Raw genomic sequence first — 26,187 nt, forward strand, 5'->3', positions numbered from 1 at the left:
CAGGCACCTCACGGGTCGGACGGGGTCGGGCTGCTCGGGTGGGTCAGACCGGCTCGGTCCGGTCGGCGGCGTCGGTCGGGGGCGCGGTGAAGCGTGCGGTCGCGTCCCGCACCACGGGTTCCGTCGTCGTGACGACCGCGAACGCGATCAGCCCGGACGCCATGACGAGCGCCCAGTCCGAGATGACGAAGACGATGCCCGCGCCGAGCACCAGCAACGACAGCGCCCCGAGCGTGACCAGCGGCTTGGCGGCCAGGTAGTACGCCGACAGCCGCGCGACGTCGCGCGTCCGCAGGCTGAGGCGCGACGACAGCGCGAGCGCGATCACCGCCCACAGCATCAGGGCCACGGCGATGACGACGAGCACGATGCCGTACCCGGACGGGACACCGGCGGCGCCCAGGTGCGCGAGCGAGAAGCCGATGACGGCGAGCGCCAGGACCAGCGGCGTCCACCAGCGCAGGACGTCGAGCGCGTTGAGCCGGTACCCGCGCCAGAAGTGGGTGGCGGGTCGCAGGTCCGGCTCGGCGGAGTACCGCCGCCACGCGAACATCGCGGCCGCGAGCGCCGGACCCATCGGCAGGGCCAGCAGCGCCACGATCCACAGGTTGCCGGCGTCGTCGCTGAGGAACGGGACGAGGACCAGCGGCAGCCCGCCGGTGAGCACCGTCAGGCCGCACACCACGAAGAACCACAGCACGACCGCGGCGCCACGCGACAGCGGGCCGGACCCGAGCTCGTCCAGATCGTCGGGGCGTCCGTTGCCCATCACGCCCGCCCGCGCTCGTGGGGCGCGACGAGCCGGTCGTCCTGGACGCCCAGGAGGCGCCGGTCGTCGAGGCCTTCGTGGTGCGTCGGCGTCACGGGCGTGAGCTCGACGAACGTCACCTCGTGCCGCCCGAGCACCAGGTCCAGCTCGACGCGGCCGGCGGCGGCCCGCAGCACGTCGTGCTGCACGGCGGGTCGGGCGCACGCGCGCAGCAGGTCCAGCTCGCGCGACGTCGGCGAGACAGGCCTCCCCATCTCGCGCCACGCGGCGAACGCGTTGCCGTCGTGCTCGTTGACGCGCTCGCGCAGGACGAACGCCGCGTCGCCGCGCACGGGCAGCGACAGCTCGACGCGGTGCTCGGCCGCGTCGGCGCCGTCGGTCCCGCCGACCGGCTGCCAGGCGAGCACGGTGATGCGCCCGTCGGGGTCGGCGCACACCAGGTGGTCGTCGCCGCGGGCCAGGACGTCGCGGCCCATGCGGGCCATGAAGGCGTACAGGTGGTAGGTCGGCTTGGCGACCTGCCGGTGGGTGAGCATGCCGAACCCGCCGTGGAAGAACGACGTCGGCACGTTCGCCTCCTCGAAGACGTCGCAGAACGTCCAGTAGGAGAACGAGTCGACGACGTCGCCGCCCCCCGCGAGCACCGGCGCCAGGAACGCGGCGTTGTACGCGGTGTCGTGGATGGGGTTGTCCGGGCGGTAGGAGGTGTTGAACTCCGTGATGTGCACGGGCAGGCCCGCCAGGCGCGTGCCCTGCAGGTACCGGCGCGGCGCGTCGAACTGCTCGAGCAGGTCCTGCGGCGGCATCTGCGTCTGGTAGGAGGCGAACGGGATCTGCTGCACGGGCCCGGCGGAGTACGCGTGCCGGCTGATGAAGTCGATCGGCACGTCGCGGCTGGTGACGAACTCCGTGAACGGCGCCCACCACTCGTCGTCGGAGCCCCCGCAGATCGCCGGACCGCCGACCTGCAGCTCCGCGTCGACGTCCTTGATCGCGCGCGCCGTCTCCTCGAACAGCCGGAAGTACGCCGGCTGGTCGGCGTCCTTCCAGAAGCCCGCGAGGTTCGGCTCGTTCCACACCTCGATGGGCCAGCGACGCACCTCGTCGATGCCGTACCGGTCGATCTGGTGGCGCAGCAGCGCCTGCACGAGCGCGACCCACTCGGCGTGGTCCCGCGGCGGCGTGACGTTGCCCTTCCACCAGAACACCGTCTGGTCGCCGGACGCGAGCTGCGTCGGCATGAACCCCAGCTCGAGGAACGGCCGGATGCCCACGGACAGGAAGAAGTCGTGCACCTGGTCGACGTACGTGAAGGCGTAGCGCGTGTGCGTGCGACCGTCGACCTCGTCGGTGCGCAGCACCCCCATGTCGTCGGACAGCAGGCCGTGCCCGCGGATGTGGCGGAACCCGATGTCGCGCTGCACCTGGGCGAGGGAGTCGCGGTAGTCGGCGCGCAGCGCCAGGTTCATCCGGCCCGTGCCGACGCACGCGCGCCAGGCGTCGGGGAGCGGACCGGTGGGCTGGGTGGGGACGACGGTGCGCACTTCGACTCCTGACAGACGGGGGACGTGCCCGGGCGTGCCCGGGGGAACGGGAAGGCCCGGCCTCCTCGTCCGCGGGGACGAGGGGGCCGGGCCTGATCCTGTCAGCCGTTGGCGTCGGCGTAGCGCTGCTGCGCGCCGTTCACGACGTCGAGGTACTGCGCCATGCTCTTGCCCTCGAGCTCGGCCACGTACGCGTCCCACTCGGAGAGCGGGCGCTGACCCAGGATGAAGGCGGCCGTGTTCTGGTAGACGTGGTCCTTCAGGGCCGTCTGCCACAGCGAGACCTGCTCACGCTCGAGCTCGTCCAGCGGCGCCGGGGGCGCGACCGTGGCGAGCTCCTTGTCGCTCATCGACTCGACGAAGTCCACGACCTCGGGACGGAGCATCGAGCGGTCCAGCTCGTCGGACGAGCCGTGCTCGAGCATCCAGACACCGTTGTGGTAGCCGAAGTCGACGTTGAGCGCCTTCGGCGCGCCGGGGTTCAGACCGTTCTGGTCGATGTCCGCCGCGAGGACGCGCGTGTCGCCGTCCCGCGTGAACGTCTCGCCCTCGACGCCCCACTTGGCGAACTCCAGGCCCTCGTCCGAGTAGAACAGCCAGTCGAGGAACTGCAGCATCGCGAGGAAGTCGTCCTCCTCGGCGGCCGACGCCGCGAGCATCGCGCCGCTGACCAGGCGCGTGCCGGCCAGGATGTCGCCTGCCGGACCCGCGGGCACGCGGATCATCACGACCTCACCCGCCGTGCCGACCTCGGTCATCGCGGTGCGGACCTTGAGGATCTCCTGGTCGTTGGTCAGCTGCGCGAACGTCTGACCGGAGGCCATCTTCTGGATCGCCTGGTCGTCCTCCTGCGTGAGGCTCTCGGGGTCCATGAGCCCGTCGACGACGAGACCGTTGTAGTACTCGAGCAGGTCGCGGTACTCGTCCATGGCGCCCGTGTAGACGAACTCCTCGGCGTCCTCGTCCCAGTACGTGCCCTCGCCGAAGCCCCACCCGGCGGCGGTGCCGAAGTTCGACGCGGCGACGTTGAGCGTGGCCTCGAGCGGGCCGTTGGCCGACCAGCGGTCGGACAGCGGGAACGTGTCGGGGTAGGCGGCCTTGACCTTCGCCAGGTCGGCGGCGAAGTCGTCGAACGACTCCGGCTCGAGGCTCAGCCCGAGCTGCTCCCAGACGTCCTTGCGCACGGCGTAGGAGTACGACGGCCGCACGGACTCGCGCAGGCCCGGCAGGAGGTAGTACTTGCCGTCCTCCTGGCGCAGGCGGTCGAGGTCGGCCTCGAGGCCCCACTTCTCGACCTTGTCGAGGAAGTTGGGCATGTGCTCGACGTAGTCGCTGACCGGCAGGATCGCCCCGCCGGCGACGAACGGCGACTCCTGGCCCGGGTACGTGACCGAGATGATGTCCTTGGCGTTGCCCGCGCCGATCGCGATCGACTGCGCCTGCTGCCAGTCGGACAGCGGGGCCGTCTGGATGTCGAAGGTGACCTTCTGGTTCTCCTCGAGCTTGGTGAGGATGTCCCAGTCGTCCTTGATCGGGTAGTTCGGGTGGTCGCGGTACATGAGCCCGAACTCGACGGGCTCGGTGGCCACGAACGTCGTGCCGACCGCGAAGTCCTCCATCGCGCCGACCTGGCCCAGCTCGCTGGCCTCCGGGGTCTCGGCCGCGTCCTCGTCGGCGCCTCCCGAGCAGGCCGCCAGGGCCAGCGCGAGGGTCGCGGCGGTCGCGGCGACCGCCAGGGGCCGCTTCTTCGTCGTCCTCATCATTCTCCTTCGGGTCGAACGTCGTCGTCCTGCAACCGGGGAAGAGCACCGCAGTCCGGGCGGACTGCGGGGGCTGGGGGCGCCAGGGCCCTACTGCTTGACCGAGCCGAGCATCACGCCCGACACGAAGTACCTCTGCAGGAAGGGGTAGAGGCACACGATCGGCAGGACGGTGAGCAGCATCGTCACCGCCTTGACGTTGGCCGCGATCTGCGTCGCCTCGGCGGAGCCGGCGGCCCCGTCGACGCTGGTGGCGCCCGCGATGAGGTTCCGCAGGTAGACGGTCACCGGGTACAGCTCGCGGTGGTCCATGTAGAGGAACGCGGCGAACCACGAGTTCCAGAACGAGACCGAGTAGAAGAGCACCATGGTCGCGATCACGGCCTTGCTCAGCGGCAGCACGATGCGCCAGAGCTTGCCGTACGTGCCCAGGCCGTCGATCTCCGCGGCCTCCTCCAGCTCGGTCGAGAAGTTCTCGAAGAACGACTTCATGACCAGGAGGTTGAACACGCTGATGGCGTTGGGGAGGGCGATCGCCCACACCGAGTTGCGCAGCCCGAGCTCGTTGACGAGCACGTAGTTCGGGATGAGGCCGCCGTTGAAGAACATGGTGAACACGGCGATGCCGATGAAGACCTTGCGCCCCTTGAGGTGGTACTTGGAGATCGCGTAGGCGAAGGTCGTCGTCAGGACCATCGCGACGAGCGTCGCGACGACCGTGTAGTAGACCGTGTTCTGGTAGTTGCGCCAGAACATGGCGTCGCCCATGACGAGGTTGAACGTCGTGACGTTGAACCCCTTGGGCCACAGGTTCACCTGGCCGGCGTTGATGTACGCCTCGGAGCTGAACGCCTGCGCCACGAGGTTGACGAAGGGGTACAGCGTGACGGCCGCGATGAGGACGAGCAGCGTCGCGTTGACGGCCCGGAACGCGCGGTAGGCGCGGGTGTCCTTGACGGTGCGGGTCTTGTGGACCGTCGGCCGCGAGAGCCGCTCGTCGAGGTGCGTGACGTTCTCGGCGGTCACCACAGGGACGCTCCCACCACTCGGCGCGAGATCGCGTTGGCGGACAGGACGAGGGTCAGGCCGATGATCGCCTCGAACAGCCCGATGGCCGTCGCGTAGGAGAACTGGCTGGACCCGATGCCGACGCGGTACAGGTACGTCGCGATGACGTCCGCCGTCGGGTACAGCAAGGGGTTGTACAGGAGCAGGATCTTCTCGAACCCGACGGCCATGAACGTGCCGATGTTGAGGATCAGCAGGACGACCATCGTCGGGCGGATGCCGGGCAGCGTGACGTGCCACGTCTGACGCAGGCGGTTCGCGCCGTCGATGCGCGCAGCCTCGTAGAGCTGCGGGTCGATGGTCGACAGCGCCGCCAGGTAGAGGATCGTGCCCCAGCCGACGGTCTGCCAGATCTCCGAGGAGATGTAGATCGTCCGGAACCACTCCGGCAGCTGCATGAACCCGATCGCGTCGCCGCCGAGGCCCGTGATGACCTGGTTCACGGTGCCGCGGATCGCGGTGAGCTGGAACACCAGGCCCGCGACGATGACGATCGACATGAAGTGCGGCAGGTAGGAGATCGTCTGGATGATCCGCTTGAACCGCTGCGAGCGCAGCTCGTTGAGCATGAGCGCGAGCACGATCGGCAGCGGGAAGATGATGACCAGGCTCAGGACACCGAGGATCAGGGTGTTCTGGAAGACGTTCCAGAACGTCGGGTCGCTGATGAACATCCGGACGTAGTGCAGCCCGACCCATTCCTCGCCGAAGATCGAGCCGCCGGGCCGGAAGCGCCGGAACGCGATGACGTTCCCGAACATCGGCAGGTAGCGGAAGATCGCGAAGAAGATGAGCGGCAGGATCAGCAGCGAGTAGAGCTGCCAGTCGCGGCGCAGCGCACGGCGCCACGTCAGGTGGCCGCCCCGCCGCTTGCGGGCCGCGCGCCCTGCCGGGCCCTCGGGGCCGCCGTCGGCGACACGCGCCGCTGCCGCGGCCGCCGGGTCGTGGGCGAGCGCCGCCTGGGCACCGCCTGAAGCCGTCACACCGTCCGTGGACAAGTCGTCACCACCCTTCGCAGGTCAGGAGCACCGTGGGTGCTCGGGATCGTCCGTGCCCGCCCACGCGGGGACGAACCGGGCGGCACCGTGTGCACGTCGTGCTGCTGCGCCTGCATCGATCTCCACGCCCTCGTGGCCGAAACGTGTCGGCAGGTGACCCCGCCGAGGTGATGGCCGCCACGTTAGGCAAACGTTTGCGGTGCGTCAACCCGCGTGACCGAACCGAGACCCGACAGCCCGTCCGGGCCGCCGGGCCGCCCCTTCCGGACACACGCGTCAGGCGGGTGCTACCGTCGGCTCGAAACTTGCGAACCCGTCCCGGGTGCGCCGGCCGGCACGGACGGTCGCGCGACGGGCCCGGTCAGAGGAGAACCCGTGGCTACCCCCATCGAGGGCCGTCGTACCGTGACGATCGCCGAGATCGCCACGCTGGCCGGCGTGTCGGTCCCCACCGTGTCCAAGGTCCTCAACGGCCGCGCCGACGTCGCCGCGTCCACCCGCAGTCGCGTCGAGGCGATCCTCGAGGAGCACAGCTACCGGCGACGCCGCGGACGCGGCACGGGCGACCCCAACCTCATCGACCTCGTGTTCCACCACATCGACAACGCGTGGGCGCAAGAGGTCATCAAGGGCGTCGAGGACGCCGCCGCGTCCCACCGCGTCGGCGTCGTGCTCTCCGAGCTCGGCGGTGCGCACCGCCCGCAGCAGGAGCTGATCGACGACATCCTCGCCCGTCGCCCGCTCGGGGTGCTGCTGGTGCTGTCCAGCCTCGACGCGACGCAGCGCCACCAGCTCGAGTCCCGGTCGATCCCGTTCGTCGTCGTGGACACGTGGGGCGAGCCGCCCGCCGGCGTCCCCACGGTCGGCTCGAACAACTGGAACGGCGGGCTCATCGCCACGCGTCACCTGCTCTCGCTGGGACACCGCCGCATCGGCGTCATCTCCGGCCCGGCGGACGTGCTGTGCTCCCGCGCCCGCGTCGACGGCTACCGCAGCGCGCTGGACGAGGCCGGCATCCACCCCGACCCCGCGCTCGTGCGCTGGGGCGACTTCCACGTCCTCGGCGGCTACGAGCACGGGCTGGACCTCCTCTCGCGGCCCGACCGTCCCACGGCGATCTTCGCCGGGTCGGACTACCAGAGCCTCGGCGTCATGCGCGCCGTGCGCGAGCTCGGCCTGTCGATCCCCGAGGACGTGTCGGTCGTCGGCTACGACGACATCCCGCTCGCCCAGTGGCTCGGCCCGTCCCTCACGACCGTCCGCCAGCCGCTGCGCGAGATGGCCGGCACCGCCACGGAGATGGTGCTCAGCCTCGCCGCGGGCCAGCAGCCCTCGAACCTGCGGATCGACCTCGCCACCGAGCTCGTGGTCCGCGAGTCGACGGCCCCGGCGCCCGCCGGCACCGTCTGACCCCGGGCGGACGCGAGCACCCGGGCGGGCTGGATCTCGGGGCGCGTCAGGTGGGGGGTGTCGGACCGACTCAGGCGGGGGGTGTCGGACCGACCTCGGCGGGTCGGCCCGGGCGGAGCGTGACCTGGCGGCGCACGTCGGAGCCCGCCTCGCGGACGTCGACGACCGTGGCCCGCTCGGCCTGCAGCACCGCCCGGACGAGGCGCCCGTCGCGCCACTCCAGGTCGACCAGCTGCACGCCACCGCGCAGCCGCAGCCCCCGGACGCGCCCGTGGGGCCACGCCGCGGGCAGCGCGGGCAGCAGGTGCACCTCGCGGACGCCGTCGACGCCCCGCCGGTGCGCCTGCACGAGCGCCTCGGCGACCCCCGCCGTGAACCCCAGGTTGCCGTCGACCTGGAACGGCGGGTGCGCGCACAGCAGCGACCGGTAGACCCCGCCGCGCAGGTGCGCGGGCGGGCCCGCGGGACGGTCGGCACCCGGCGCGTCGGCCGGGCGGCCCGCACCCGGCGCGTCGACGGGCCGCAGGAACGCGTCGACGAGGGTCGCGACGCCGTCCCCGTCGCGCAGCCGCGCCCGCAGCGCGAGGCGCCACGCGAGGGACCAGCCGGTCGACTCCGGGCCGCGCGCGTCGAGCGTGCGGGCCGCGGCCGCGGCGAGCGCCGGGGAGGTGTCCGGGTCGATCGACGTGCCCGGGAACACGCGGTACAGGTGCGACTGGTGGCGGTGCTCCGGCTCGGCGTCGGGCACGTCGGTGCGCCACTCCGCGAGGCGCCCGTCGGTGCCGACGCGCTCGGTGGGCAGCCGTTCGAGGGCCCCGTCGACGGCGGCACGCAGACCCTGGTCGTGGTCGCCCGCGGTGGGCGCGAGGCGGCGCACGTGCTCGAGCAGGTCACGCACCATCGCGAGGTCGGAGGTCGTGGCCACCGACACGGACACCGGCCGGCCGTCGGGGAGCAGGTAGAGGTTCTCGGGGCTCGTGGCCGGCGACGTGCCGAGCGTCCCGTCGGGCAGCTCGACGAGCAGGTCGAGCGCCGCCAGGGCCGCACCCCGCACGACGGGCCAGTGTCGGCGCAGCGCGTCGTCGTCGCCCGTCCAGTCGTGGTGGTCGACGACGTGCCGGGCCAGCCAGACGCCCCCGAGCGGCCAGCTCGACCAGCTCGCGGAGTCGGCGCCGCGGCCCGTCGGGCCGGTGAAGCACCACGGGTCGCTGTTGTGGTGCGCGACCCATCCGCGCGCGCCGTAGAACGTGCGGGCGGTGCCCTGGCCCGCCACCGCGAGGCGGTCGAGCCAGGTCAGCAGGGGCTCCGTGCACTCGGCGAGGTCGCCGACGAGCGTCGGCCAGTAGTTCATCTCGGTGTTGATGTTGATCGTGTAGTTCGCGTTCCACGGCGGGCGGACGTGCGGGTTCCAGATGCCCTGCAGGTTCAGCGGCAGCGTGCCGGGCCGGGACCCCGCGACCGTCAGGTAGCGGCCGTACTGGAAGGCGAGGACCGCGAGGTGCGGGTCGGGGGCGCCGTCGGCGTGCCGGACCAGCCGCGCGTCGAGCGGCAGGTCCGGGGCGTCCCCGCCGAGCTCGAGCGTGACGCGCCCCATGAGGGACACGTGGTCGGCGACGTGCCGGGCGGGGATGCCGTCCACGTCGGCGACGGCGCGCGTCAGAGCCGCTAGTGCGTCCGCCGCGACGCGGTCACGGTCTCCGTGCAGCGTGCCGGTCGCGACGTCGTGGTCGGTCGCGGTCGTCAGGAGCACGCGCAGCCGACGGGCGCCGCGCACCTCCACCGCGCCGTCGACCACGCGCACGGAGGCGTCGGGCCCGTCGACGAGCACCGCGAGCGCGACGGCCGCGTGCACGGCCCGACCGCCGTACCGCACGGGGTCCGGGTCGTCGACCCAGTCGGGCAGCACGTGCGACGGCATGTCGACGGTCGCAAGGACGACGACGCGGCTCCTCTCGGCGCCGCTCCCCGCCGCGCCGCTCACCTCCGCGCCCCTCCCCTCGGTGCCCACCCCCGCCGGCACCCCGACCCACGGATGGTCCGACGCCACCCGCACCGTCGCGTCGAACCGCGGATCAGGTCGCTCGTCGGGGCCGTGAGGCGACACGATCCGCGGTTCGGCGCCGTCGGCCCCGTCCTCGGAGTCGTCGTCGGCGTCGATCTCGCGGACGAGGAGCAGCGCGGCATCCGGGTGGCTGACCAGGACGTCCTGCCGCCACGGCGCCCCGGTGGCGGACCGCCACGTCGTCGTCACGACGCCGGTGCCCAGGTCGAGCGTGCGCCGGTACCCGACCTCGCCGCCGGCTGCCGGGACGTCGAGCACCACGTCGACCAGCGGCTGGTACGCCTGCGACCAGCCGCTCTGCAGGTGCGCCAGCTCCGCCTCGGCGGCGAGCGGGTCGCCATCGGCGAGCAGCCGGCGCGCGCGTCGGACGACCCCCGGGGCACCGTCGTCCCCCAGCGGACCGACGGGGACGGGCGGCCCGTCGGGCGGCGCGCCGGACCAGCACGTGTCGTCGTTGACCTGCAGGTGCTCGCGGTCCGTGCCGCCGTGCACCATCGCCCCGATCCGCCCGTCGCCGACGGGGAACGCATCGGTCCAGGTGGACGCCGGCGCGTCCAGCCGCAGCACCAGCCCGCCGTCGTCGCCCACGCCCCCACCCAACCACCCCCGCCGAACGGAACTCCACTCACCGTCCCGCGGTCGAGACGGTGACCGGTGTGCCGCTCGGCGGGGGTGGAGGGGCGTCGGGGGGCGGCGGGACGGCGCGGGCGTCAGGGGTGGCGGGTGGCGGTGGGAGGATCGGGGGGTGCACGTCGCCTTCCACGAACCCCGGATCCCCGGCAACACCGGCAGCGCGATCCGGATGTGCGCCGGCACCGGTGCGACCCTCCACCTGGTCGAGCCGCTCGGGTTCGAGATGACGGAGGCCCGGCTGCGGCGCGCCGGCCTCGACTACCACGACCTCGCCCACGTCGTCGTCCACCCCGACCTCGAGGCGCTGCTCGCGACGCTGCCGGACTCCCGGGTCCTGGCGTTCACGACGCAGGCCACGCGCCGGTACACCGACGTCGACTGGCGCGACGACGACGTCCTGCTGTTCGGCGCCGAGCCCACGGGCCTGCCCGACGCGGTCCTCGCGCACCCCCGCGTCACGGACCGGCTCCGCATCCCGATGCTCCCGGGACGGCGCTCGATGAACCTGTCGAACGCGGCCGCGGTCGCCGCCTACGAGGCGTGGCGCACGCTGGGGTTCCCCGGCGGCGTCTGACGACGCACCACCACGGCGCGGCCACCGCGACGCCCGCACGCCCGGCTGGGACCATCGAGGCATGTTCACGACCCGGCCGGTGCTGACCGGCACGTTCGGCATGGTCGCCTCGACGCACTGGCTGGCGAGCGCCGTCGGCATGCGCACCCTCGAGGCCGGGGGCAACGCGTTCGACGCGGCCGTCGCGGCGGGGTTCACGCTCGCCGTCGTCGAGCCGCACCTCAACGGCCCCGGCGGCGACGCGCCGATCATCGGGCACCGCGCCGCCGACGGGCACACGTTCGTCGTGTGCGGGCAGGGCGTCGTCCCTGCGGGTGCCACGGCCGACGCCTACCTCGCGCTCGGCGTCGACGAGGTCCCGGGCACCGGGCACCTCGCGGCCGTCGTGCCGGGGGCGTTCGGGGCGTGGCTCGACCTGCTGGCGCGGTACGGGACGCTGCCGCTGGCCGACGTCCTGGGGCCGGCGATCGGGTACGCACGCAACGGGTACCCGCTGGTCCCGGCGGCGGCGCGCACGGTCGCGACGGTCGCCGACATGTTCCGCACCCACTGGCCGACGAGCGCGGAGGTGTACCTGCCCGGCGGTGCGGCCCCGGGACCCGGTGCGCGGTTCAGCAACCCGGCGCTCGCGGGCACGTTCGAGCGCCTGCTCGCGGAGGCGGCCGCGGCCGGGCCGGACCGCGAGGCGCAGGTCGAGGCGGCGCGGCGCGCGTTCTACGAGGGCTTCGTGGCGGAGGCGGTCGGCGCGTTCGTCGCGGACGTCCCGGTGCACGACGCGACGGGCCGCGCGCACACCGGGTTCCTGCGCGCCGACGACCTCGCGGCGTGGCGCGCGACCGAGGAGCCGACGGTCGCGGTGCCGTTCGCGGGCGTCGAGGTGCACAAGACCGGGCCGTGGGGGCAGGGTCCCGTGCTGCTGCAGCAGCTGCGGATGCTCGAGGCGCTGGGCGTCGAGGACCTGGTCCGGGACGCGGGTCGGCAGCGCAGCGACGACGGGGGCGGGCCGCTGGCCGAGCTGGTGCACGTCGTCGTCGAGGTGGGCAAGCTCGCGATGGCCGACCGCGACACCTGGTACGGCGACGACGGGGACGTGCCGCTGGCGACGCTGCTGTCGCCTGCGTACGCGGCGGAGCGGGCGCGGCTGGTGGGACCGACGGCCGACGACGGGTTCCGGCCGGGGGCGCCGGACGGGCGCGTGCCCCGGCTCGCGCGGGCCCTCGTCGCGGCGCGGGCCGCCGCCGACGCCGGCGCGCCGGCGGTCCCGCTCGCGGACGGCCTGGGCGAGCCGACCGTGTCGCCGATCGGTCTGAGCCCGGGCGACACGTGCCACGTGGACGTCGTCGACCGGTGGGGCAACCGGGTGTCGGCGACGCCGTCGGGCGGCTGGCTGCAGTCGAGCCCGGTGGTGCCCGGCCTGGGGTTCGCGCTGCCGACGCGGGCGCAGATGTGCTGGGTCGAGGACGGGCTGCCCGCGAGCCTGACGCCGGGACGCCGGCCGCGCACGACGCTGAGCCCGTCCCTGGCCCTGGGGGACGGGCACGGGTTCGCGTTCGGCACCCCGGGCGGCGACCAGCAGGACCAGTGGCAGGTGCCGTTCCTGCTGCGGCACCTGATCGGCGGGCTGGACCTGCAGGCGGCGATCGACGCGCCGACGTGGCACTCGACGCACGTGCACGGCTCGTTCCACCCGCGGAGCCACACGCCGCGCGGGCTCGTCGCCGAGTCGCGGCTGGGTGCGGGCGTGCTGGCGGCGCTCGCGGCTCGGGGGCACGTGGTGCAGGACGCGGGAGCCTGGTCGCTGGGCCGTCTCAGTGCGGCGGGCGTGGGTCCGGACGGGTGGCTGCAGGCCGCCGCGAACGCGCGGGGGCAGCAGGGGTACGCGGCCGGACGGTGACTCACCACGACCGGGCTGTGATGTGACCGTGACCGCGCTGTGACCTGCGACATCGCTGCCGAGATGTCCCGTTGGTGACGGGTATGTGAACGCTCACCTTCCGGACGAAACAGACATCGGATGTCTCGGTGAGTCACAGGCTCCTTCATGAGGGTTCTATGAGGAAATGACCGCTGGGACGATTCAGACATCCGATCACCGCTACCTTCGGTCACATGCCCTACGACGTCGTGGATGCGCATCTGCAGGTGTGGGACCCCGAGATGGTCCACTACCCGTGGATGTCGCAGGACCCCTCGCTCCTGCATCGCACCTACCGAGTCCGTGACATCGGCGGCGCCTTGGACGAGCACCACGTGGACGGCGTGGTGCTCGTCCAGTCCGCCGACAACCGGGCCGACACCGAGCACCTGCTGTTCCAGGCGCTCTGCTCCGCCCACGTGCTCGGTGTGGTCGCCTGGGTGCCGCTGGACACCCCGGACGAGGCCGCGACGCAGCTCGACCACTGGCGCGTCGAGCCGGTCGTCGGCATCAGCCACCACATCGACCGCGAGGCCGACGGCGGGTGGCTCCTGCGCGACGGCGTCGACGAGGGTCTGACGCTGCTCACCGAGCGTCGCCTCGTCCTCGACCTGCCGGCCACCACGCCCGAGCTGCTGCTGCACGTCGCGACCATCGCCGACCGGCACCCGAAGCTCACGGTCGTCGTCGACCACCTCGGCGCGCCGCCGCTGGCCGCCCTGCGCGCCGGCGACACCGCGACCTGGCACCGCTGGACGACCGCGATCGACGCCGCCGCCGAGGCGCCCAACGTCGTCGCCAAGCTCGCCGGGCTCGGGCGCGCCGCCGGACCCGGGTGGACCCTCGATGACGTCCGCCCGGCCGTCGACCACGCCCTGGCCGCCTTCGGCCCGGACCGGCTCATGGCCGGCAGCGACTGGCCCACCGCCCTCGACGCGCACGGTTCGTGGGACGAGGTCTGGGGCGGTCTGCGCGCCACGCTGAGCGACCTCGACGACGCCGGCGTCGCCCGCGTCATGGGCCGCACCGCCGTCGAGACCTACGGCATCCCGCCGCTCGTCGCGGAGCGCTGAGGCGCACCTCCGCGCCCACCGACCGCGGCAGCGGGACGACGACGAGGACGAGGACGAGCCCGTGTCACGCACCCAGGACGTCGTCGAGGACGTCCAGCGCCTGATCCTGGACGGCGGCCTGCGCCCCGGGGACCGCCTGCCTGCCGAGAAGGAGCTCGCCGCCGAGCTCGGTGTCTCCCGCGGGTCGCTGCGCGAGGGGGTGCGCGCGCTGGTCGTCCTCGGGATCCTCGAGGCGCGGCACGGCGACGGCACCTACGTCACCGACCTCGACCCCGCGAGCCTGCTCGCACCCGTGGCGTTCCTCGCGGACCTGCCCGGTGACCACTCCCCCCTGCACGCCGTGCGGGCGACGCTCGAGACCGAGGCCGCCGGCCTGGCCGCGCTGCACATGACGGACGCGCACGTCGCCCGCGCCCGCGCCTCGCTCGACGACATGGCCCGCGCGCTGGTCACGGCGCGTCCCGACCCCGCGCGCATGGCCGCTGCCGACCTCGCGTTCCACCGTGCCGTGGCCGACGGGTCCGGCAACGCGGTGCTCTCGGCGCTGCTCGACGCGCTGGCCGGGGAGCACGCGCGTCGGCGCATCTGGGACGACCTGCACGAGCTGGCGGCCGCCCGGACGTTCGAGCAGCACGACGCGGTCCTCGCCGCGATCACGTCGCGCGACCCCGACCGCGCGCGCCTGCGCATGGCGATGCACATGGTCGCCGTCGAGGACCTGCTCGCCACGACCAGCACCGACGGCCCGTCGCCCCGTCGCCGCAACGGCCTGCCGGAACCCGCCCCCACCCGCTGACCCGGCCCACGGCCCTTCACGGGTCAGTCCGTGCGGGTGTCCGGGGCCTGGCCGCACGCCTCGCGGACGAAGTCGTACAGGGCCCCGCGCAGCGCGTCGGACGCCGCGACGTGGACGAGCGGCTGCTCGACGCCGTCGACGAACGCCTGCACGCCGAGCACCGTGCCGCGCTTGTCCTCCGCGATGGCGTGCAGGTCGCAGCGGGCGGGCACGGTCACCAGCGTCAGCCGACCGTCCGGCGGCGGCGCCGCGGAGTCGACGTCGACGACCCACTGGCCCGTCGCACCCGCGGGACGCAGCAGCGTCGTGGCGCGCACCGACACGATCCGCACGTGCGGGCCGCCGGGCACGGGCTCGACGAGCAGCGTCACGTCGGCGACGGGCGTCCCGGCGACGTCCCTCACGACCAGGCCGTCCGCCAGGGACAGCCGCAGGCCCGCCGCGACGGCCGCGGTCGCGCAGTCCTCGCCGTGGATGCGGCGCAGGTCGTCGGTCTCGTCGGTGGGCGTCACGACGAGCGTTCCGGCCCGTCCGTCCGCCGTCGTGACGTCCAGCTCGACGCGCGCGGCCGGGTCGTCGCCGAGCCCGGGCGTGCACACCGCCGGCCCCAGCGGGACGCGCAGCCGACGCATCCGGTCCGCACCGACCTCCCGCCCCTCCTGCGACGTGCCGGCGACGAACGCGCTGGTCAGACGCGCCTGCGTGACCCGCACGTCGACGGGGCCGGTGTTGCGCACCTGCAGCTCGACGACGCGCGCGACGCGGTCGGAGCGCGCCTGCGCGACCTCCACCTCGAGGGTGAGGGCCGCAGGCAGCGGTCCGGGGGTGGTGGACGCCGGCGCGCCGCTGCTGCCGTCCGCACCGTCCGAAACGCCTGCACCGCGCACACCGCACGCCGCCAGCGCGAGCACGCCGGCCACCGCGAGGGCGGTCCGCAGCCCGCGGGGGATGGTCATGCCCGAGCCTCGCACGCGGCGGCCCGCCGACGGCAGCCCCGGTGGGCGGTCAGTCCGTGACGAGCGCCCCGGCGAGGAAGTCCAGCGACTCCCCGATCGCCGGCAGGGCAGGCACGGGCGGGATGTCGAGGTGTCCGTGCAGCATGCCCGCGGCGACCATCGCGCGCGTCGGCACGCCCGCGTCCTGCAGCTGCAGCAGGAACATCTCCCCCGAGGGTCGCAGGTCGTCGACCTCGCTCAGCACGACCGTCGTCGGGGGCAGGCCCGCGACGTCGCCGTTGCCCGCCATGGCCTCCGGCGGGAAGCCGGACAGGCGGCCGAGGTACACCCGGGTCATCGACAGCATCACGTCGGGCAGGAACCGGATGCCGCGCGGCAGGCGACGCAGGTCGTCGACCTGCTCGTCGGGCAGCGCCGGCGACGGGAAGTGCATGCCCGGGTACGCGAGGAGCAGCGCGTCGGGGGCGCGCGTGCCGCGGTCCCGCACCCGCACGGCGACACCCCCGGTCAGGGCCGCCCCCGCGGACGCCCCGCCGATGCCGATGCGGTCGACCCCCAGGGAGGGCGCGGCGTCGACGAACCACGTCCACGCCGCGTCGACGTCGTCGAGCGGGATCGGGTGGCCGGCACCGGGTGTCGCGAGCCGGTACCCGACGGACGCGACGACGATGCCGTGCCGTGCCGCGAGCTCGGCGGACACGACGTGCGCCTCGGCCATGTCGAGGTCCCCGTACGCGAAGCCGCCGCCGTGCGCCCACACCAGGCCCGCCCCCGACGACGGCCGGCCGACCGGCCGGTACAGCCGCACCGCGACCGGGCCGTGCGGGCCGTCGACGGCGAGGTCCTCGACCTGGACGTCGGGCAGGCGGTACCCGGCAGCGAGCGCGGCGGTACCGGCCGCCCACGTGTCCCAGTCGGTGACGGCGGGCAGCAGGTCGGCGAGCAGCGGGTGGATCGGCACGGTCGCCGATGCTGCCACACGCGCGCGGGCGGCTCAGCGGTCGACGCGCGCCGATCCCCCGCCCGCGAGCTTGAGCACCTCGGCGCGGGTCGCCATGGTCGTGTCGCCCGGCGTCGTCATGGCCAGCGCGCCGTGCGCGGCGCCGTACTCGACCGCGGTGGCCAGGGGCTGCCCGTCGAGCAGGCCGAAGGCCAGCCCGGACGCGAACGAGTCCCCACCGCCGACCCGGTCGAGGATCTCCAGCCCCGGGCGGTGCGTGGCCTGCACCAGGCCGGACGCGCGCGACCACGCGATCGCCCCCCAGTCGTTGACCGTGGCGGAGCGGACCGAGCGCAGCGTCGTCGCGACGACCTGGACGTTGTCGTACGCGGCGACGACGCGGGCGATCATGTCGGCGAACGAGTCGACCTCGAGCTCCGACAGGTGCTCGTCGACACCCTCGACCTCGAACCCGAGCGCGGCCGTGAAGTCCTCCTCGTTGCCGATCATGACGTCGACGTGCGGCGCGATCTCGCGGTTGACCTGCTGCGCGCGGGCCTGCCCGCCCACGGCCTTCCACAGCGACGGCCGGTAGTTGAGGTCGTACGAGACGACCGTGCCGTGCCGGCGCGCGACCGTGACCGCCTCGAGCACCGTCGCGGCGGCCGAGTCCGACAGGCCCGCGAAGATGCCGCCGGTGTGGAACCACCGCACGCCCAGGTCGCCGAACAGGTGCTCCCAGTCGACGTCGCCGGGCGCCAGCTGCGACGCGGCCGTGTGCCCGCGGTCCGACACCCCGACCGCGCCCCGCACCCCGAAGCCGCGCTCGGTGAAGTTCAGGCCGTTGCGCACGGTGCGTCCGACGCCGTCGTCCGGCACCCACCGCACGTACGACGTGTCGACGCCGCCCTGCAGCACGAGGTCCTCGACCAGCCGGCCCACCTCGTTGTCCGCGAGCGCCGTGACGACCGCCGCCCGCAGCCCGAACGCGCGGCGCAGCCCGCGCGCCACGTTGTACTCGCCGCCGCCCTCCCAGACGCGGAACTGGCGGGCGGTCCGGATCCGCCCCTCGCCCGGGTCGAGGCGCAGCATCACCTCGCCGAGCGAGACGGCGTCGTAGCGGCACGCGGACGCGGGTCGTATCACCAGGTCGGACATCTTCGGCTCCTCCACGACGGGGCTGGGACGACCCCTCACGGGCGGGGGGTGGGGCTGGATCGACCTCTCGCGGGAGAGGGGATCAGGTGGGGCGCAGGCGGGTGGCGAGGGCGACCGCGTCGGCGACGAGGGCCCGCAGGGCCGCGGTGTCGCGGGCGCGGACCACGTCGCGCGGGACCATCCACGACCCGCCGACGGCCACGACGGACGGCAGCGCCAGGTAGTCGGCGAGGTTCGACGGGCCGACGCCGCCGGTGGGGACGAAGCGCACGCCGCCGAACGGGGCCGCGAGCGCCGCGATCGCGGGCGCGCCGCCGGACGTGCCGGCGGGGAAGAACTTCACGGTCGTGACACCGAGCTCGAGCGCGGCCTGGACCTCGGTCGCGGTCACGGCGCCGGGCAGCGCGAGGACGCCGTGCTCGGCGCAGCGCTCGACGACGGCGCGCGACGTGCCGGGCGACACCACGTAGTCGGCGCCCGCGGCGACGGCCTGGTCGACCTGCGCGGCGGTGAGCACGGTGCCGGCGCCGACGAGGACGTCGCCCCGGTCCCGCAGCACGCGGATCGCGTCGGCAGCGGCGTCCGTGCGGAAGGTGACCTCGGCGACCGGCAGGCCGCCCGCGACGAGCGCGGCCCCGAGGGCGTCGGCGTCCGCGGCGTCGTCGATGACCACGACGGGCACGAGCCGGTGGTCCGCGAGGCGGTCGAGGACCGGGGCCGCCGCGGGCACGGGGACACCGCCCACGACGGCACGCCGGTCCACGTCCGGGGTGCCCGTCACGGCAGCGCCGCCGACGCCCCGGGGACGCGCGCCACGACAGCGCGTCGGTCCGGACCGGGGACGCGTGTCATGAGCGGACCTCCACGGGGACGGCGTCCGGCGCGGGGGCACCGGCGCGCGGGTCGCGGGGCGTCCGGCGCGCGTACGCCGTGCGCGGCAGGCCGTAGGCCAGGTCGACGGCCGTCTCGAGGGCCTCGTCCAGGTCGAGGCGGTGCTCCACGACGAGCCGGGCCAGGTGCCCGGCGTCGACGCGCCGCGACAGGTCGTGCCGCGCGGGGATCGACAGGAAGGCGCGGGTGTCGTCGACGAAGCCCGTCGTGTTGGCGAAGCCCGCGGTGTCCGTGACGGCCTCGCGGAACCGGCGCATGCCGTCCGGGGAGTCGAGGAACCACCAGGGCGCGCCGAGCCGCACCGCCGGGTAGACGCCCGCGAGCGGCGCCAGCTCGCGGCTGAACGTGTCCTCGTCGAGCGTGAACAGCACGAGCCGCAGGTCCGGGTGGTGGCCGAAGGCGTTGAGCAGGGGCCGCAGCGCGTGCACGTACTCGGTCACGACGGGGATGTCGTAGCCGACGTCGTGCCCGCGGGACGCCGCCACGTGCGGGTCGTGGTCGCGCAGGGCACCGGGGTGCAGCTGCATGACCAGGCCGTCCTGCGTCGACATGCGCGCCATCTCGAACAGCATGTGCGCGGAGAACGCCCGCGCCGCGGCCGGGTCGACGTCGCCCCGCAGCGCCGCGGCGAACACGACCGACGCGTCCGTCTCGTCCATCGGGGTGGTGTCGGCCAGGACGTGGCCGTGGTCGGTGGCGCGCGCGCCCGCGTCGACGAACGCCCAGCGGCGGGCCTCGAGCGCGCGGACGTAGTCGCGGTACGAGCCGATCGCGATGCCGGCGCGCTCGGCGAGCAGGTCGACGTCGTGCGCCCAGCCGGGGCGGTCGACGTGCAGCACGGCGTCGGGCCGGAACGTCGGCACGATCCGCTCGCCCCAGCCGCGCGCGGCCAGGTCGGCGTGGTCGGCGAGGGTCGCGGACGCCGCGTCGGTGGTCGCGATGATCTCGATGCCGAACCGGTCCAGCAGCGCCAGGGGGCGGAAGTCCGGCTCGGCCAGGCGCTCGGCGATCGTGTCGTACGCGTGGTCGGCGGTGGCGGCCGACAGCCGCTCGGTCACCCCGAGCACCTCGACGAGCACGTGCTCCATCCAGAACCGCGTCGGGGTGCCGCGGAAGAGGTGCCAGTGCGCCGCGAACGTCCGCCAGATCGCGCGCGGGTCGGTCTCGACGGGTCCGCCGTCGCGCCGCGGCACGCCGAGCGCGTCGTGCGGGACGCCCTGCGACACGAGCATCCGCACCAGGTAGTGGTCGGGGACCACCAGCAGCGAGGCCGGGTCGCCGAACGGCTCGTCGCGCGCGAGGACGCCCGCGTCGACGTGACCGTGCATGGACACGATCGGCAGGTCGCGCGTCGCCTCCAGGATCTGGCGGGCGACGGGCCGCGTGACGGGGTCGGCCGGCAGCGCACGGTCGGGATGCAGCGCACGGTCAGGATGCGACGCACGGTCGGGATGCGACGCGCGGTCAGGAGGCAACGCCGCTCGAGGAGCGGCGGCTGCGGGGTCGGGCATGGGTCCTCCAGCGCCGGGCCGCGGCGGCGCTGCGGTGCGCCCCCGCAGTGCGGACGACGCTCGCCGCCCACCACGGTGAATACGTTTGCAGTCCGACACTGCCATCCGGTCTGCAGCGATGCAAGACCCGTCCGTCCCTGCTTGCGCCGCACCGACGGCCCGTGCTGAAATCGCTTTCATCGCACGCCCACGAGGGCCGACGCGGAGGAGCTGCCGATGGCCGTCACGCTGCGTGACGTGGCGCGCGCCGCGGGCGTCTCCGCCGCGACGGCGTCACGCGCGCTGTCGGCACCGGACCTCGTGTCCCCCGCGCGGCGCGAGCTCGTCCGACGCGTCGCGCGCGAGCTCGGGTACCACCCCAACCGTGCCGCGCGCGAGCTCATCACCGGGCGCAGCGGCCACCTGTGCCTCGTCGTGCCGGACCTCGAGAACCCGTTCTTCTCGGCCGTCGCCAAGGCCGTGCAGGCCCGCGCCCGCGCGGCCGGGCACGCGGTCGTCGTCGCGGACTCCGAGGAGGACCCGCTGCTCGAGGCCGAGCTCGTCGCACAGCTCGGTGCGCAGGCCGACGGCGTCCTGCTGTGCTCGCCGCGCATGTCCGCCGACGACCTCGCCGCGACCCGCGCGGGCGGGCGGCCCCTGCTGCTGGTCAACCGCGAGAGCCCCGGGCTGCCGTCCGTCGTCGTCGACACCCGCGACGGCGTGCGGCAGGCCGTGCGCCACCTGCTCGCGCTCGGCCACCGCCGCATCGCCTACGCGGGCGGCCCCGCAGGCTCGTGGTCGGGCGCACGCCGCCGCGAGGGGCTGGCCGACCTCGACGTCGACGTCGTCGACCTGGGCGCCCACACCCCCGTCTTCGCCGGCGGCGTCGCCGCAGCCGACCTCGTCCTCGCCGCCGGCGCGACGGCCGTCCTGGCGCACAACGACCTCATGGCCCTCGGCGTCCTCGACCGGCTGCACGCGCGCGGCGTCCGCGTCCCGCAGGACGTGTCCGTCGTCGGGTTCGACGACGCGCCCGTCGCGACGCTGGTGACGCCCGCGCTCACGACGGTCGCGGTGCCGCTCGCGCGCCTCGGCCGGACCGCGGTCGACCTGCTCCTCGCCCCGCCCGGCGACGAGGTCCCGCACGCCGTCCTGCCCGTCGAGCTCGTCGTGCGCGGGACCACCGCGCCCGCCGCGCCCCGGCCCCCGGAGCCCCGATGACCCTGCAGCACCCCCCACGCACCGCGGTGCGCCTGTCCTCCACGACCTGGCGTGCGCGTGCCGCACGCGGCCTGCCCGACGACGTCCGCGGCCCCGCGGTCGACCCGGCGGCGCTGGGCGTCGGGCAGGTCCACCTCGGCATCGGGGCGTTCCACCGCGCGCACCAGGCCGTGTGCACCGAGGACGCGGCGGCCGCGACCGGTGAGACCGGGTGGGGTCTGCTCGGGGTGACCCAGCGCAGCCCGCGCGTGGCCGAGCAGCTGCGGCCGCAGGACGGTCTGTACGGCGTGCTGACGGTGGGCGCCGACCGCACGTCGCTGCGCGTCGTCGGGTCCGTGCGGGACGTCGCCTACCCGGGGCGTGACACCGCGCGCGTCCTGGACACGATCGCGGCGCCGACGACGCACGTCGTGAGTCTGACGGTCACCGAGAAGGGGTACCGCCGCCGCGCGGACGGCGGGCTCGACGTCGACGCCCCGGACGTCGCGGCGGACCTGGCTGCCGCGCGCGACGAGCTGCGCGGTCCGTCCGAGGCTGCAGCCCGCACCCCGATCGGCATGCTCGTGCGCGGGCTGGTGCGCCGGCACCGGACGTCGCCCGCGCCCCTGACGGTGGTGTGCTGCGACAACCTCACCGACAACGGTGCGGTGCTCGCGGGGCTCGTCGTCCGCGCGCTGGCGGCCGTGCCGGGGTCGGACGACGTCGCCGCGTGGGTCGCGACGTCGGTGCGCTTCCCGGCGACGATGGTCGACCGGATCGTGCCCGCGACGACCGACGCGCACCGCGCCGAGGCCGCCGGTCTGCTCGGCCTGCACGACGAGGCGCTGGTGGTCGGCGAGCCGTTCTTCCAGTGGGTGATCGAGGACGACTTCGCGGGGCCGCGACCCGCGTGGGAGCGCGCCGGGGCGACGCTCACGGGCGACGTCGCGCCGTTCGAGCGCGCCAAGCTGCGCATCCTCAACGCGACGCACTCCGCCCTGGCGTACCACGGTGCGCTGCGCGGTCACGCGACGATCGCCGAGGCCGTCGCCGACCCCGACCTCGAGGCGCTCGCGCGCGCGCTCGTCGACGAGGACGTGCTCCCGACGCTCGTCGCGCCGCCGGGCACCGACCTGGGCGCCTACCGCGACGAGGTGCTGCACCGGTTCGCCAACCCGCGGACCGGGCACACGACCGTGCAGGTCGCGATGGACGGGTCGCAGAAGCTGCCGGTCCGCCTGCTGGGGACGGTCGCGGACCGCCTCGCGGCGGGCGCCGTGCCGCATGCCGCGGCGCGGGCCTTCGCGGGGTGGGTCGCCTACGTGCGGGCGGCGACGGCGGGCGACCTCGTCGTGGCCGGACGCCCCGTGACGCTCGACGACCCGCTGGCCGGGGTCCTGGCCGACGCGGTCGCGGGGCCGGACCCGGTCGGTCGGGTGTTCGCGCTGCGCGACGTGGTCCCCGAGCCGGTCGCGTCGTCGACGGCGTTCCGCGACGCGGTGACCGCCGCCCTGCGCGACCTGACGCCGGCGCCCGCGGCCCCCTGACGCGCCCGCCTGCTCGCCGACGACCCCGTCCCAACCTGTGGGACGACGCGTCGGCGAGACCGGCCGGAGTCGCCTCACAGGCGCTTCGAAAAGCGACGCAGCCCGGTATGACTGACCTTTCGTCTCAGGATCCGAGACGAGGCGAGCGCGACCGCCGGGGTCCCCCGAACGGCAGATGCGCAGGTCGCGCGTTCGGGTGACGGACGACACAGCCCGCTCACAGGTTCTTCATCCCGTCCGGCGGTGAAACAGGTCACACACGGGTCCCGCGGGCTGGTTCACTGCTCGCCGTGAACACGCGATCCTTCCGCCTCCTTGCCGCCCCCGTCCTGGCCGTCGCCCTCGCGGCGACGCTGACCGGCTGCGGCTCCCTCTTCGGCGGCGACGCCGAGCCCGCGCAGCGCGACGAGCCCGGTGGCGAGATCACCGCGTCCGCCGACGCGGACGTCTTCTCCCTGCAGGTCGGCGACTGCCTGGACTACCTCGCGCTGTCCGAGGACACGACCGAGTTCTCGTCGCTCCCGACGATCCCGTGCGCCGACCCGCACGACTCCGAGATCTACGCCGAGACGACCCTCACCGAGGAGCAGTTCCAGGCCGACCTCGCCCTCACGGAGGCCGGCGACACCGAGACGCCGACGACCGCCGACCAGTTCTGCTACGACGCCTTCGCACCGTTCGTCGGCGCCACGTACGAGGACTCGGTCCTGGACTACACGTACCTGTCCCCCACCGAGGAGAGCTGGGCGCAGGGCGACGACGTCGTGCAGTGCCTCGTCGTGCACCCCGACGGCGGCGTCACCGGGACCCTGAAGGACGCCGCGATCTGAGCGACGGCGGCACACCCAGCCGCCCCAGCAGGACCTCCCGCGCGTCGAGCACCCGGACCTCGTCGCCCAGGGTGAGCGCCTCGTCGACGTCGTGCGTGACCAGCACCGTCGTCACCGGGCGCGCCGCACGCACGTCGCGCAGCAGCGCGTGCGCCGCCAGCCGCGTCAGGGCGTCGAGCGCGCCGAACGGCTCGTCGAGGAGCAGCACCCGCGGGGCACGGACGAGCGCCCGTGCGATCGCCACCCGCTGCGCCTCACCACCGGACAGCGTGCGCGGCCACGCGTCGGCGCGGTCCGCGAGGCCGACCTCCGCCAGCGCCGCGAGGGCACGCGGCCGGTCCGCACGGCGCAGCCCGGGGCCGAGCAGGACGTTGCGCCACACCGGCTCCCAGGGGAGCAGGCGCGGCTCCTGGAAGACGACGGCCGCCGGTGCCGCGACGTCGAGCACGTCCGCCGACGCGCCGGGGTCGAGGCCCGCGAGGGCGCGCAGCAGCGTCGACTTGCCGCCACCGCTGCGCCCGACGACCGCCACGCACCCCCCGTCCGGCACGTCGAGGTCGAGGCCGGCGAGCACCTCGCGGTCACCGAACGCGCGGCGCAGCCCGCGCACGCGCACGCTCACCCGGTCGGCCCGGCGGTCGCGTCGAGGTCCGCCCTCTCGAGTGCCGTGACGTCGACCGCGACCCCCGCGACGTCGACGGGCGCCGGCACCAGGCCCTCCTGCGCGTACAGCTCCGCGACGCGCGCGAGCTCGGCCGCGAACCGCGCGTCCGCGGGCCCGACGCGCGGCGCCGCCAGCTCCCCGAGCGCCGCCGCGACGTCCTGCGCCGCCCCGGCAGCGCGGTAGGCGTCGACCCGCCGCCCGGGGTCGTCGGCCAGCGCCGTGGCCTCCGCGACGAGCGCGGCGTACAGCGCGACGACGGCGCCCGGCCGCCGCTCGACGACGTCCCGCGTCGTCACGTGGACCGTACGGTTGTCGGACCCGAGGTCCCGCGCGAGGGCGACGGTCCGCACGCCGGGCAGCGCCTGCGCCCCGACGAGGTACTGGTCCCACGTCGCCCACGCATCGACGCGCCCGGCGGCGAACGCGCTCGCCGCGTCCGGCGGGGTCAGGTACTCGACGGTGACGTCGGCCGCGGTCAGGCCGGCGCGGCGCAGCGCGAGCCGCAGCAGGTACTCCCCCGTGCCGCCCTTGTTCACGGCGACCGAGCGCCCGGCGAGGTCCGCGACGTCCGTGACGTCGCCGTGCGCGACGATGCCCTGCGTGTCGCCGTCGTCGTGCTCGACGGCGACGACGACGAGGTCGGGATCACCCGCGAGGGCCGCGACGACGGCGGTCGTCGAGCCGCTGACGACGTCGACGTGCCCGGCGGCCAGCGCCTCGGCCGCCGGGGCGAACGCGGGGAACGACGCCGTGACCTCGAGCGTCGTCCCCGCCGCGGCCAGGTGCCGTGCGGCGAGGCCGTCGTCGACGGCGAGGGTCAGCAGGTTCTGCGTCGACAGCGGACCGACGCGCAGCGTGGCAGCCGTGCCGGTCGGCACGGTGCCGGACGTGCCGGACGTGCCGGACGACGCGGTGCCGGACGACGCGGGCGACGCCGTGCCCGTCGCGGCGCAGCCGGCCAGGGCGAGCCCGACGGCGACCGCGAGCGCGGGCCCGGCGTGCCGTCGTGCCCGTCGCCGGGCGGGTGGGGCGGTCGTCATGGGAGCTCCTCGTGGGGGTGACGGGTGGGGTGGGGTGACGAGTCGGGTGGGGTGGGGTGACGAGTCGGGTGGGGGCGACGGGTCAGGTGGGGGTGACGGGTCCGACGGGCGTGACGGTCGGGACGGGGAGCCCGGCGGGTGCGACGCCCGGAGGTGGGGTGCCTGCGGCGGGGCCGCGCCACCGCAGCGCGCGCTCCTCGACCGCGCGGACCAGCGCGTCCGTCACCAGGCCGAGCGCGGCGTACAGCGCGACGCACAGCAGGACGACGTCGGTGCGCGCCCACGTGCGGGCGTCCGCGAGCAGCGCCCCGACGCCGCGATCGGTGGCGACCTGCTCGGCGACGATCACCGCGACCCAGCCGGTGCCCAGCGCGAGCCGGACCCCGGCGAGCACGGACGGGAGGGCCCCGGGCAGCACGACGCGCCGCAGCGTCGACCGCCGGTCCAGGTGCTGCGCGACGGCGAGCTCGCGCAGCCGCGGGTCGACGCCCTGCACACCGGTGACCGTCGCGACGTACACGGGGACGACGCTCGCGATCACGACCAGCAGCACCTTGGGCGTCTCGCCCAGCCCGCACCACACGATCAGCAGGGGCGTCAGCGCCGTGAACGGCACGGCCCGCACGGCCTGCAGGGGACGGTCGACGACGTCGTGCCCGCTCCGCGTCAGGCCGGCGACCAGTCCCAGCGCCAGGCCGATCGCGATGCCGAGCACCGCACCGACCGCGAGCCGCCCGACGCTCACCGCGAGGGCCGGCACCAGCGTCCCGGCGGCCACCAGCTCGGCACCCGCGCGCGCGACCGCGACGGGCCCGGGCAGCACCTGCGGCGGCACCCCACCGACCCCCGCGACGACCGTCCAGACCACG

The 26,187-nt window shown here is 74.8% G+C and carries 22 protein-coding genes; 8 read left to right on the plus strand and 14 right to left on the minus strand.

Going from position 1 to position 26,187, the window contains the following annotated elements:
* Positions 1-43: 43 nt before the first annotated feature.
* From OKX07_RS16825 to OKX07_RS16845, 5 genes are all read right to left on the minus strand, one after another.
* Positions 44-769 (minus strand): glycosyl transferase, encoded by a 726-nt coding sequence (locus tag OKX07_RS16825; protein ID WP_265629138.1) that lies wholly within the window; start codon positions 767-769, stop codon positions 44-46.
* Positions 769-2,313, minus strand: a complete 1,545-nt coding sequence (locus tag OKX07_RS16830; RefSeq protein ID WP_265629139.1) for a GH39 family glycosyl hydrolase — start codon at positions 2,311-2,313, stop codon at positions 769-771. Before OKX07_RS16830 ends, OKX07_RS16825 begins: the two co-directional genes overlap by 1 nt.
* A gap of 101 nt (positions 2,314-2,414) precedes the next feature.
* The gene (locus OKX07_RS16835) at positions 2,415-4,073 is read right to left on the minus strand and encodes an extracellular solute-binding protein (RefSeq protein WP_265629140.1); all 1,659 of its coding nucleotides are present in this window, start codon (positions 4,071-4,073) and stop codon (positions 2,415-2,417) included.
* 90 nt (positions 4,074-4,163) lie between these two features.
* Positions 4,164-5,102, minus strand: a complete 939-nt coding sequence (locus OKX07_RS16840) for a carbohydrate ABC transporter permease (protein ID WP_265629141.1) — start codon at positions 5,100-5,102, stop codon at positions 4,164-4,166.
* The gene (locus tag OKX07_RS16845) at positions 5,096-6,139 is read right to left on the minus strand and encodes an ABC transporter permease (RefSeq protein WP_416220795.1); all 1,044 of its coding nucleotides are present in this window, start codon (positions 6,137-6,139) and stop codon (positions 5,096-5,098) included. Before OKX07_RS16845 ends, OKX07_RS16840 begins: the two co-directional genes overlap by 7 nt.
* Before the next feature lie 375 nt (positions 6,140-6,514).
* Between OKX07_RS16845 and OKX07_RS16850 the strand changes: the two genes are divergently transcribed.
* Entirely contained in the window at positions 6,515-7,549 is a 1,035-nt protein-coding gene (locus OKX07_RS16850; protein ID WP_265629142.1) for a LacI family DNA-binding transcriptional regulator, read from the plus strand.
* A gap of 70 nt (positions 7,550-7,619) precedes the next feature.
* Here the strand turns inward: OKX07_RS16850 and OKX07_RS16855 are convergent, their stop codons facing one another.
* The gene (locus OKX07_RS16855) at positions 7,620-10,199 is read right to left on the minus strand and encodes a glycosyl hydrolase family 95 catalytic domain-containing protein (RefSeq protein ID WP_265629143.1); all 2,580 of its coding nucleotides are present in this window, start codon (positions 10,197-10,199) and stop codon (positions 7,620-7,622) included.
* A gap of 157 nt (positions 10,200-10,356) precedes the next feature.
* Between OKX07_RS16855 and OKX07_RS16860 the strand changes: the two genes are divergently transcribed.
* The 4 genes from OKX07_RS16860 (at position 10,357) to OKX07_RS16875 (ending at position 14,602) form a co-directional block, all read left to right on the plus strand.
* Positions 10,357-10,818, plus strand: coding sequence for a tRNA (cytidine(34)-2'-O)-methyltransferase (locus OKX07_RS16860; RefSeq protein WP_265629144.1), 462 nt, complete (start codon positions 10,357-10,359; stop codon positions 10,816-10,818).
* A gap of 61 nt (positions 10,819-10,879) precedes the next feature.
* Positions 10,880-12,712 carry a gamma-glutamyltransferase family protein gene (locus OKX07_RS16865; protein ID WP_265629145.1) on the plus strand — a complete coding sequence of 611 codons (1,833 nt, stop codon included), beginning with the start codon at positions 10,880-10,882 and terminating at the stop codon, positions 12,710-12,712.
* Between the two features lie 215 nt (positions 12,713-12,927).
* Positions 12,928-13,806: an amidohydrolase family protein gene (locus OKX07_RS16870; protein WP_265629146.1), complete on the plus strand. Its 879-nt coding sequence runs from the start codon at positions 12,928-12,930 to the stop codon at positions 13,804-13,806.
* A gap of 61 nt (positions 13,807-13,867) precedes the next feature.
* A complete protein-coding gene (locus OKX07_RS16875; RefSeq protein WP_265629147.1) occupies positions 13,868-14,602 on the plus strand; it encodes a FadR/GntR family transcriptional regulator in 735 nt (244 codons plus the stop codon).
* Positions 14,603-14,625: 23 nt separating this feature from the next.
* Here the strand turns inward: OKX07_RS16875 and OKX07_RS16880 are convergent, their stop codons facing one another.
* The 5 genes from OKX07_RS16880 to uxaC form a co-directional block, all read right to left on the minus strand.
* Entirely contained in the window at positions 14,626-15,558 is a 933-nt protein-coding gene (locus tag OKX07_RS16880; protein ID WP_265629148.1) for a hypothetical protein, read from the minus strand.
* A gap of 49 nt (positions 15,559-15,607) precedes the next feature.
* Positions 15,608-16,519 carry an alpha/beta hydrolase gene (locus tag OKX07_RS16885; RefSeq protein ID WP_265629149.1) on the minus strand — a complete coding sequence of 304 codons (912 nt, stop codon included), beginning with the start codon at positions 16,517-16,519 and terminating at the stop codon, positions 15,608-15,610.
* A gap of 33 nt (positions 16,520-16,552) precedes the next feature.
* Positions 16,553-17,656, minus strand: coding sequence for a sugar kinase (locus OKX07_RS16890; protein WP_265629150.1), 1,104 nt, complete (start codon positions 17,654-17,656; stop codon positions 16,553-16,555).
* An 82-nt stretch (positions 17,657-17,738) separates the two neighbouring features.
* On the minus strand, positions 17,739-18,386 hold the full coding sequence (gene eda / locus OKX07_RS16895) for a bifunctional 4-hydroxy-2-oxoglutarate aldolase/2-dehydro-3-deoxy-phosphogluconate aldolase (protein ID WP_265631948.1): 648 nt from the start codon (positions 18,384-18,386) through the stop codon (positions 17,739-17,741).
* A 118-nt stretch (positions 18,387-18,504) separates the two neighbouring features.
* The gene (gene uxaC / locus OKX07_RS16900; RefSeq protein ID WP_265629151.1) at positions 18,505-20,058 is read right to left on the minus strand and encodes a glucuronate isomerase; all 1,554 of its coding nucleotides are present in this window, start codon (positions 20,056-20,058) and stop codon (positions 18,505-18,507) included.
* 216 nt (positions 20,059-20,274) lie between these two features.
* Here uxaC and OKX07_RS16905 point away from each other — a divergent pair, with 216 nt between their 5' ends.
* From OKX07_RS16905 to OKX07_RS16915, 3 genes are all read left to right on the plus strand, one after another.
* Entirely contained in the window at positions 20,275-21,258 is a 984-nt protein-coding gene (locus tag OKX07_RS16905; RefSeq protein WP_265629152.1) for a LacI family DNA-binding transcriptional regulator, read from the plus strand.
* Positions 21,255-22,784, plus strand: coding sequence for a mannitol dehydrogenase family protein (locus tag OKX07_RS16910; protein WP_265629153.1), 1,530 nt, complete (start codon positions 21,255-21,257; stop codon positions 22,782-22,784). Before OKX07_RS16905 ends, OKX07_RS16910 begins: the two co-directional genes overlap by 4 nt.
* A 290-nt stretch (positions 22,785-23,074) precedes the next feature.
* Positions 23,075-23,614, plus strand: a complete 540-nt coding sequence (locus tag OKX07_RS16915; protein WP_265629154.1) for a septum formation family protein — start codon at positions 23,075-23,077, stop codon at positions 23,612-23,614.
* Here the strand turns inward: OKX07_RS16915 and OKX07_RS16920 are convergent.
* From OKX07_RS16920 to OKX07_RS16930, 3 genes are all read right to left on the minus strand, one after another.
* Positions 23,583-24,230, minus strand: coding sequence for an ABC transporter ATP-binding protein (locus tag OKX07_RS16920; RefSeq protein ID WP_265629155.1), 648 nt, complete (start codon positions 24,228-24,230; stop codon positions 23,583-23,585). The genes OKX07_RS16915 and OKX07_RS16920 overlap by 32 nt on opposite strands.
* A gap of 2 nt (positions 24,231-24,232) precedes the next feature.
* Positions 24,233-25,318, minus strand: coding sequence for an ABC transporter substrate-binding protein (locus OKX07_RS16925; protein ID WP_265629156.1), 1,086 nt, complete (start codon positions 25,316-25,318; stop codon positions 24,233-24,235).
* Positions 25,319-25,400: 82 nt separating this feature from the next.
* On the minus strand, positions 25,401-26,186 hold the full coding sequence (locus OKX07_RS16930) for an ABC transporter permease (RefSeq protein WP_265629157.1): 786 nt from the start codon (positions 26,184-26,186) through the stop codon (positions 25,401-25,403).
* Position 26,187 lies beyond the last annotated feature (1 nt).

The sequence above is a fragment of the Cellulomonas sp. S1-8 genome (genome assembly GCF_026184235.1).
GTDB lineage: Bacteria > Actinomycetota > Actinomycetes > Actinomycetales > Cellulomonadaceae > Cellulomonas.

What these genes read in the sequence shown, in the direction of transcription:
- OKX07_RS16825 (WP_265629138.1), bottom strand. Translation starts at nt 769, where the DNA reads ATGGGCAACGGACGCCCCGACGATCTGGACGAGCTCGGGTCCGGCCCG.
- OKX07_RS16835 (WP_265629140.1), bottom strand. Translation starts at nt 4,073, where the DNA reads ATGAGGACGACGAAGAAGCGGCCCCTGGCGGTCGCCGCGACCGCCGCG.
- OKX07_RS16865 (WP_265629145.1), top strand. Translation starts at nt 10,880, where the DNA reads ATGTTCACGACCCGGCCGGTGCTGACCGGCACGTTCGGCATGGTCGCC.
- OKX07_RS16870 (WP_265629146.1), top strand. Translation starts at nt 12,928, where the DNA reads ATGCCCTACGACGTCGTGGATGCGCATCTGCAGGTGTGGGACCCCGAG.
- OKX07_RS16880 (WP_265629148.1), bottom strand. Translation starts at nt 15,558, where the DNA reads ATGACCATCCCCCGCGGGCTGCGGACCGCCCTCGCGGTGGCCGGCGTG.
- OKX07_RS16890 (WP_265629150.1), bottom strand. Translation starts at nt 17,656, where the DNA reads ATGTCCGACCTGGTGATACGACCCGCGTCCGCGTGCCGCTACGACGCC.
- uxaC (WP_265629151.1), bottom strand. Translation starts at nt 20,058, where the DNA reads ATGCCCGACCCCGCAGCCGCCGCTCCTCGAGCGGCGTTGCCTCCTGAC.
- OKX07_RS16905 (WP_265629152.1), top strand. Translation starts at nt 20,275, where the DNA reads ATGGCCGTCACGCTGCGTGACGTGGCGCGCGCCGCGGGCGTCTCCGCC.
- OKX07_RS16910 (WP_265629153.1), top strand. Translation starts at nt 21,255, where the DNA reads ATGACCCTGCAGCACCCCCCACGCACCGCGGTGCGCCTGTCCTCCACG.
- OKX07_RS16925 (WP_265629156.1), bottom strand. Translation starts at nt 25,318, where the DNA reads ATGACGACCGCCCCACCCGCCCGGCGACGGGCACGACGGCACGCCGGG.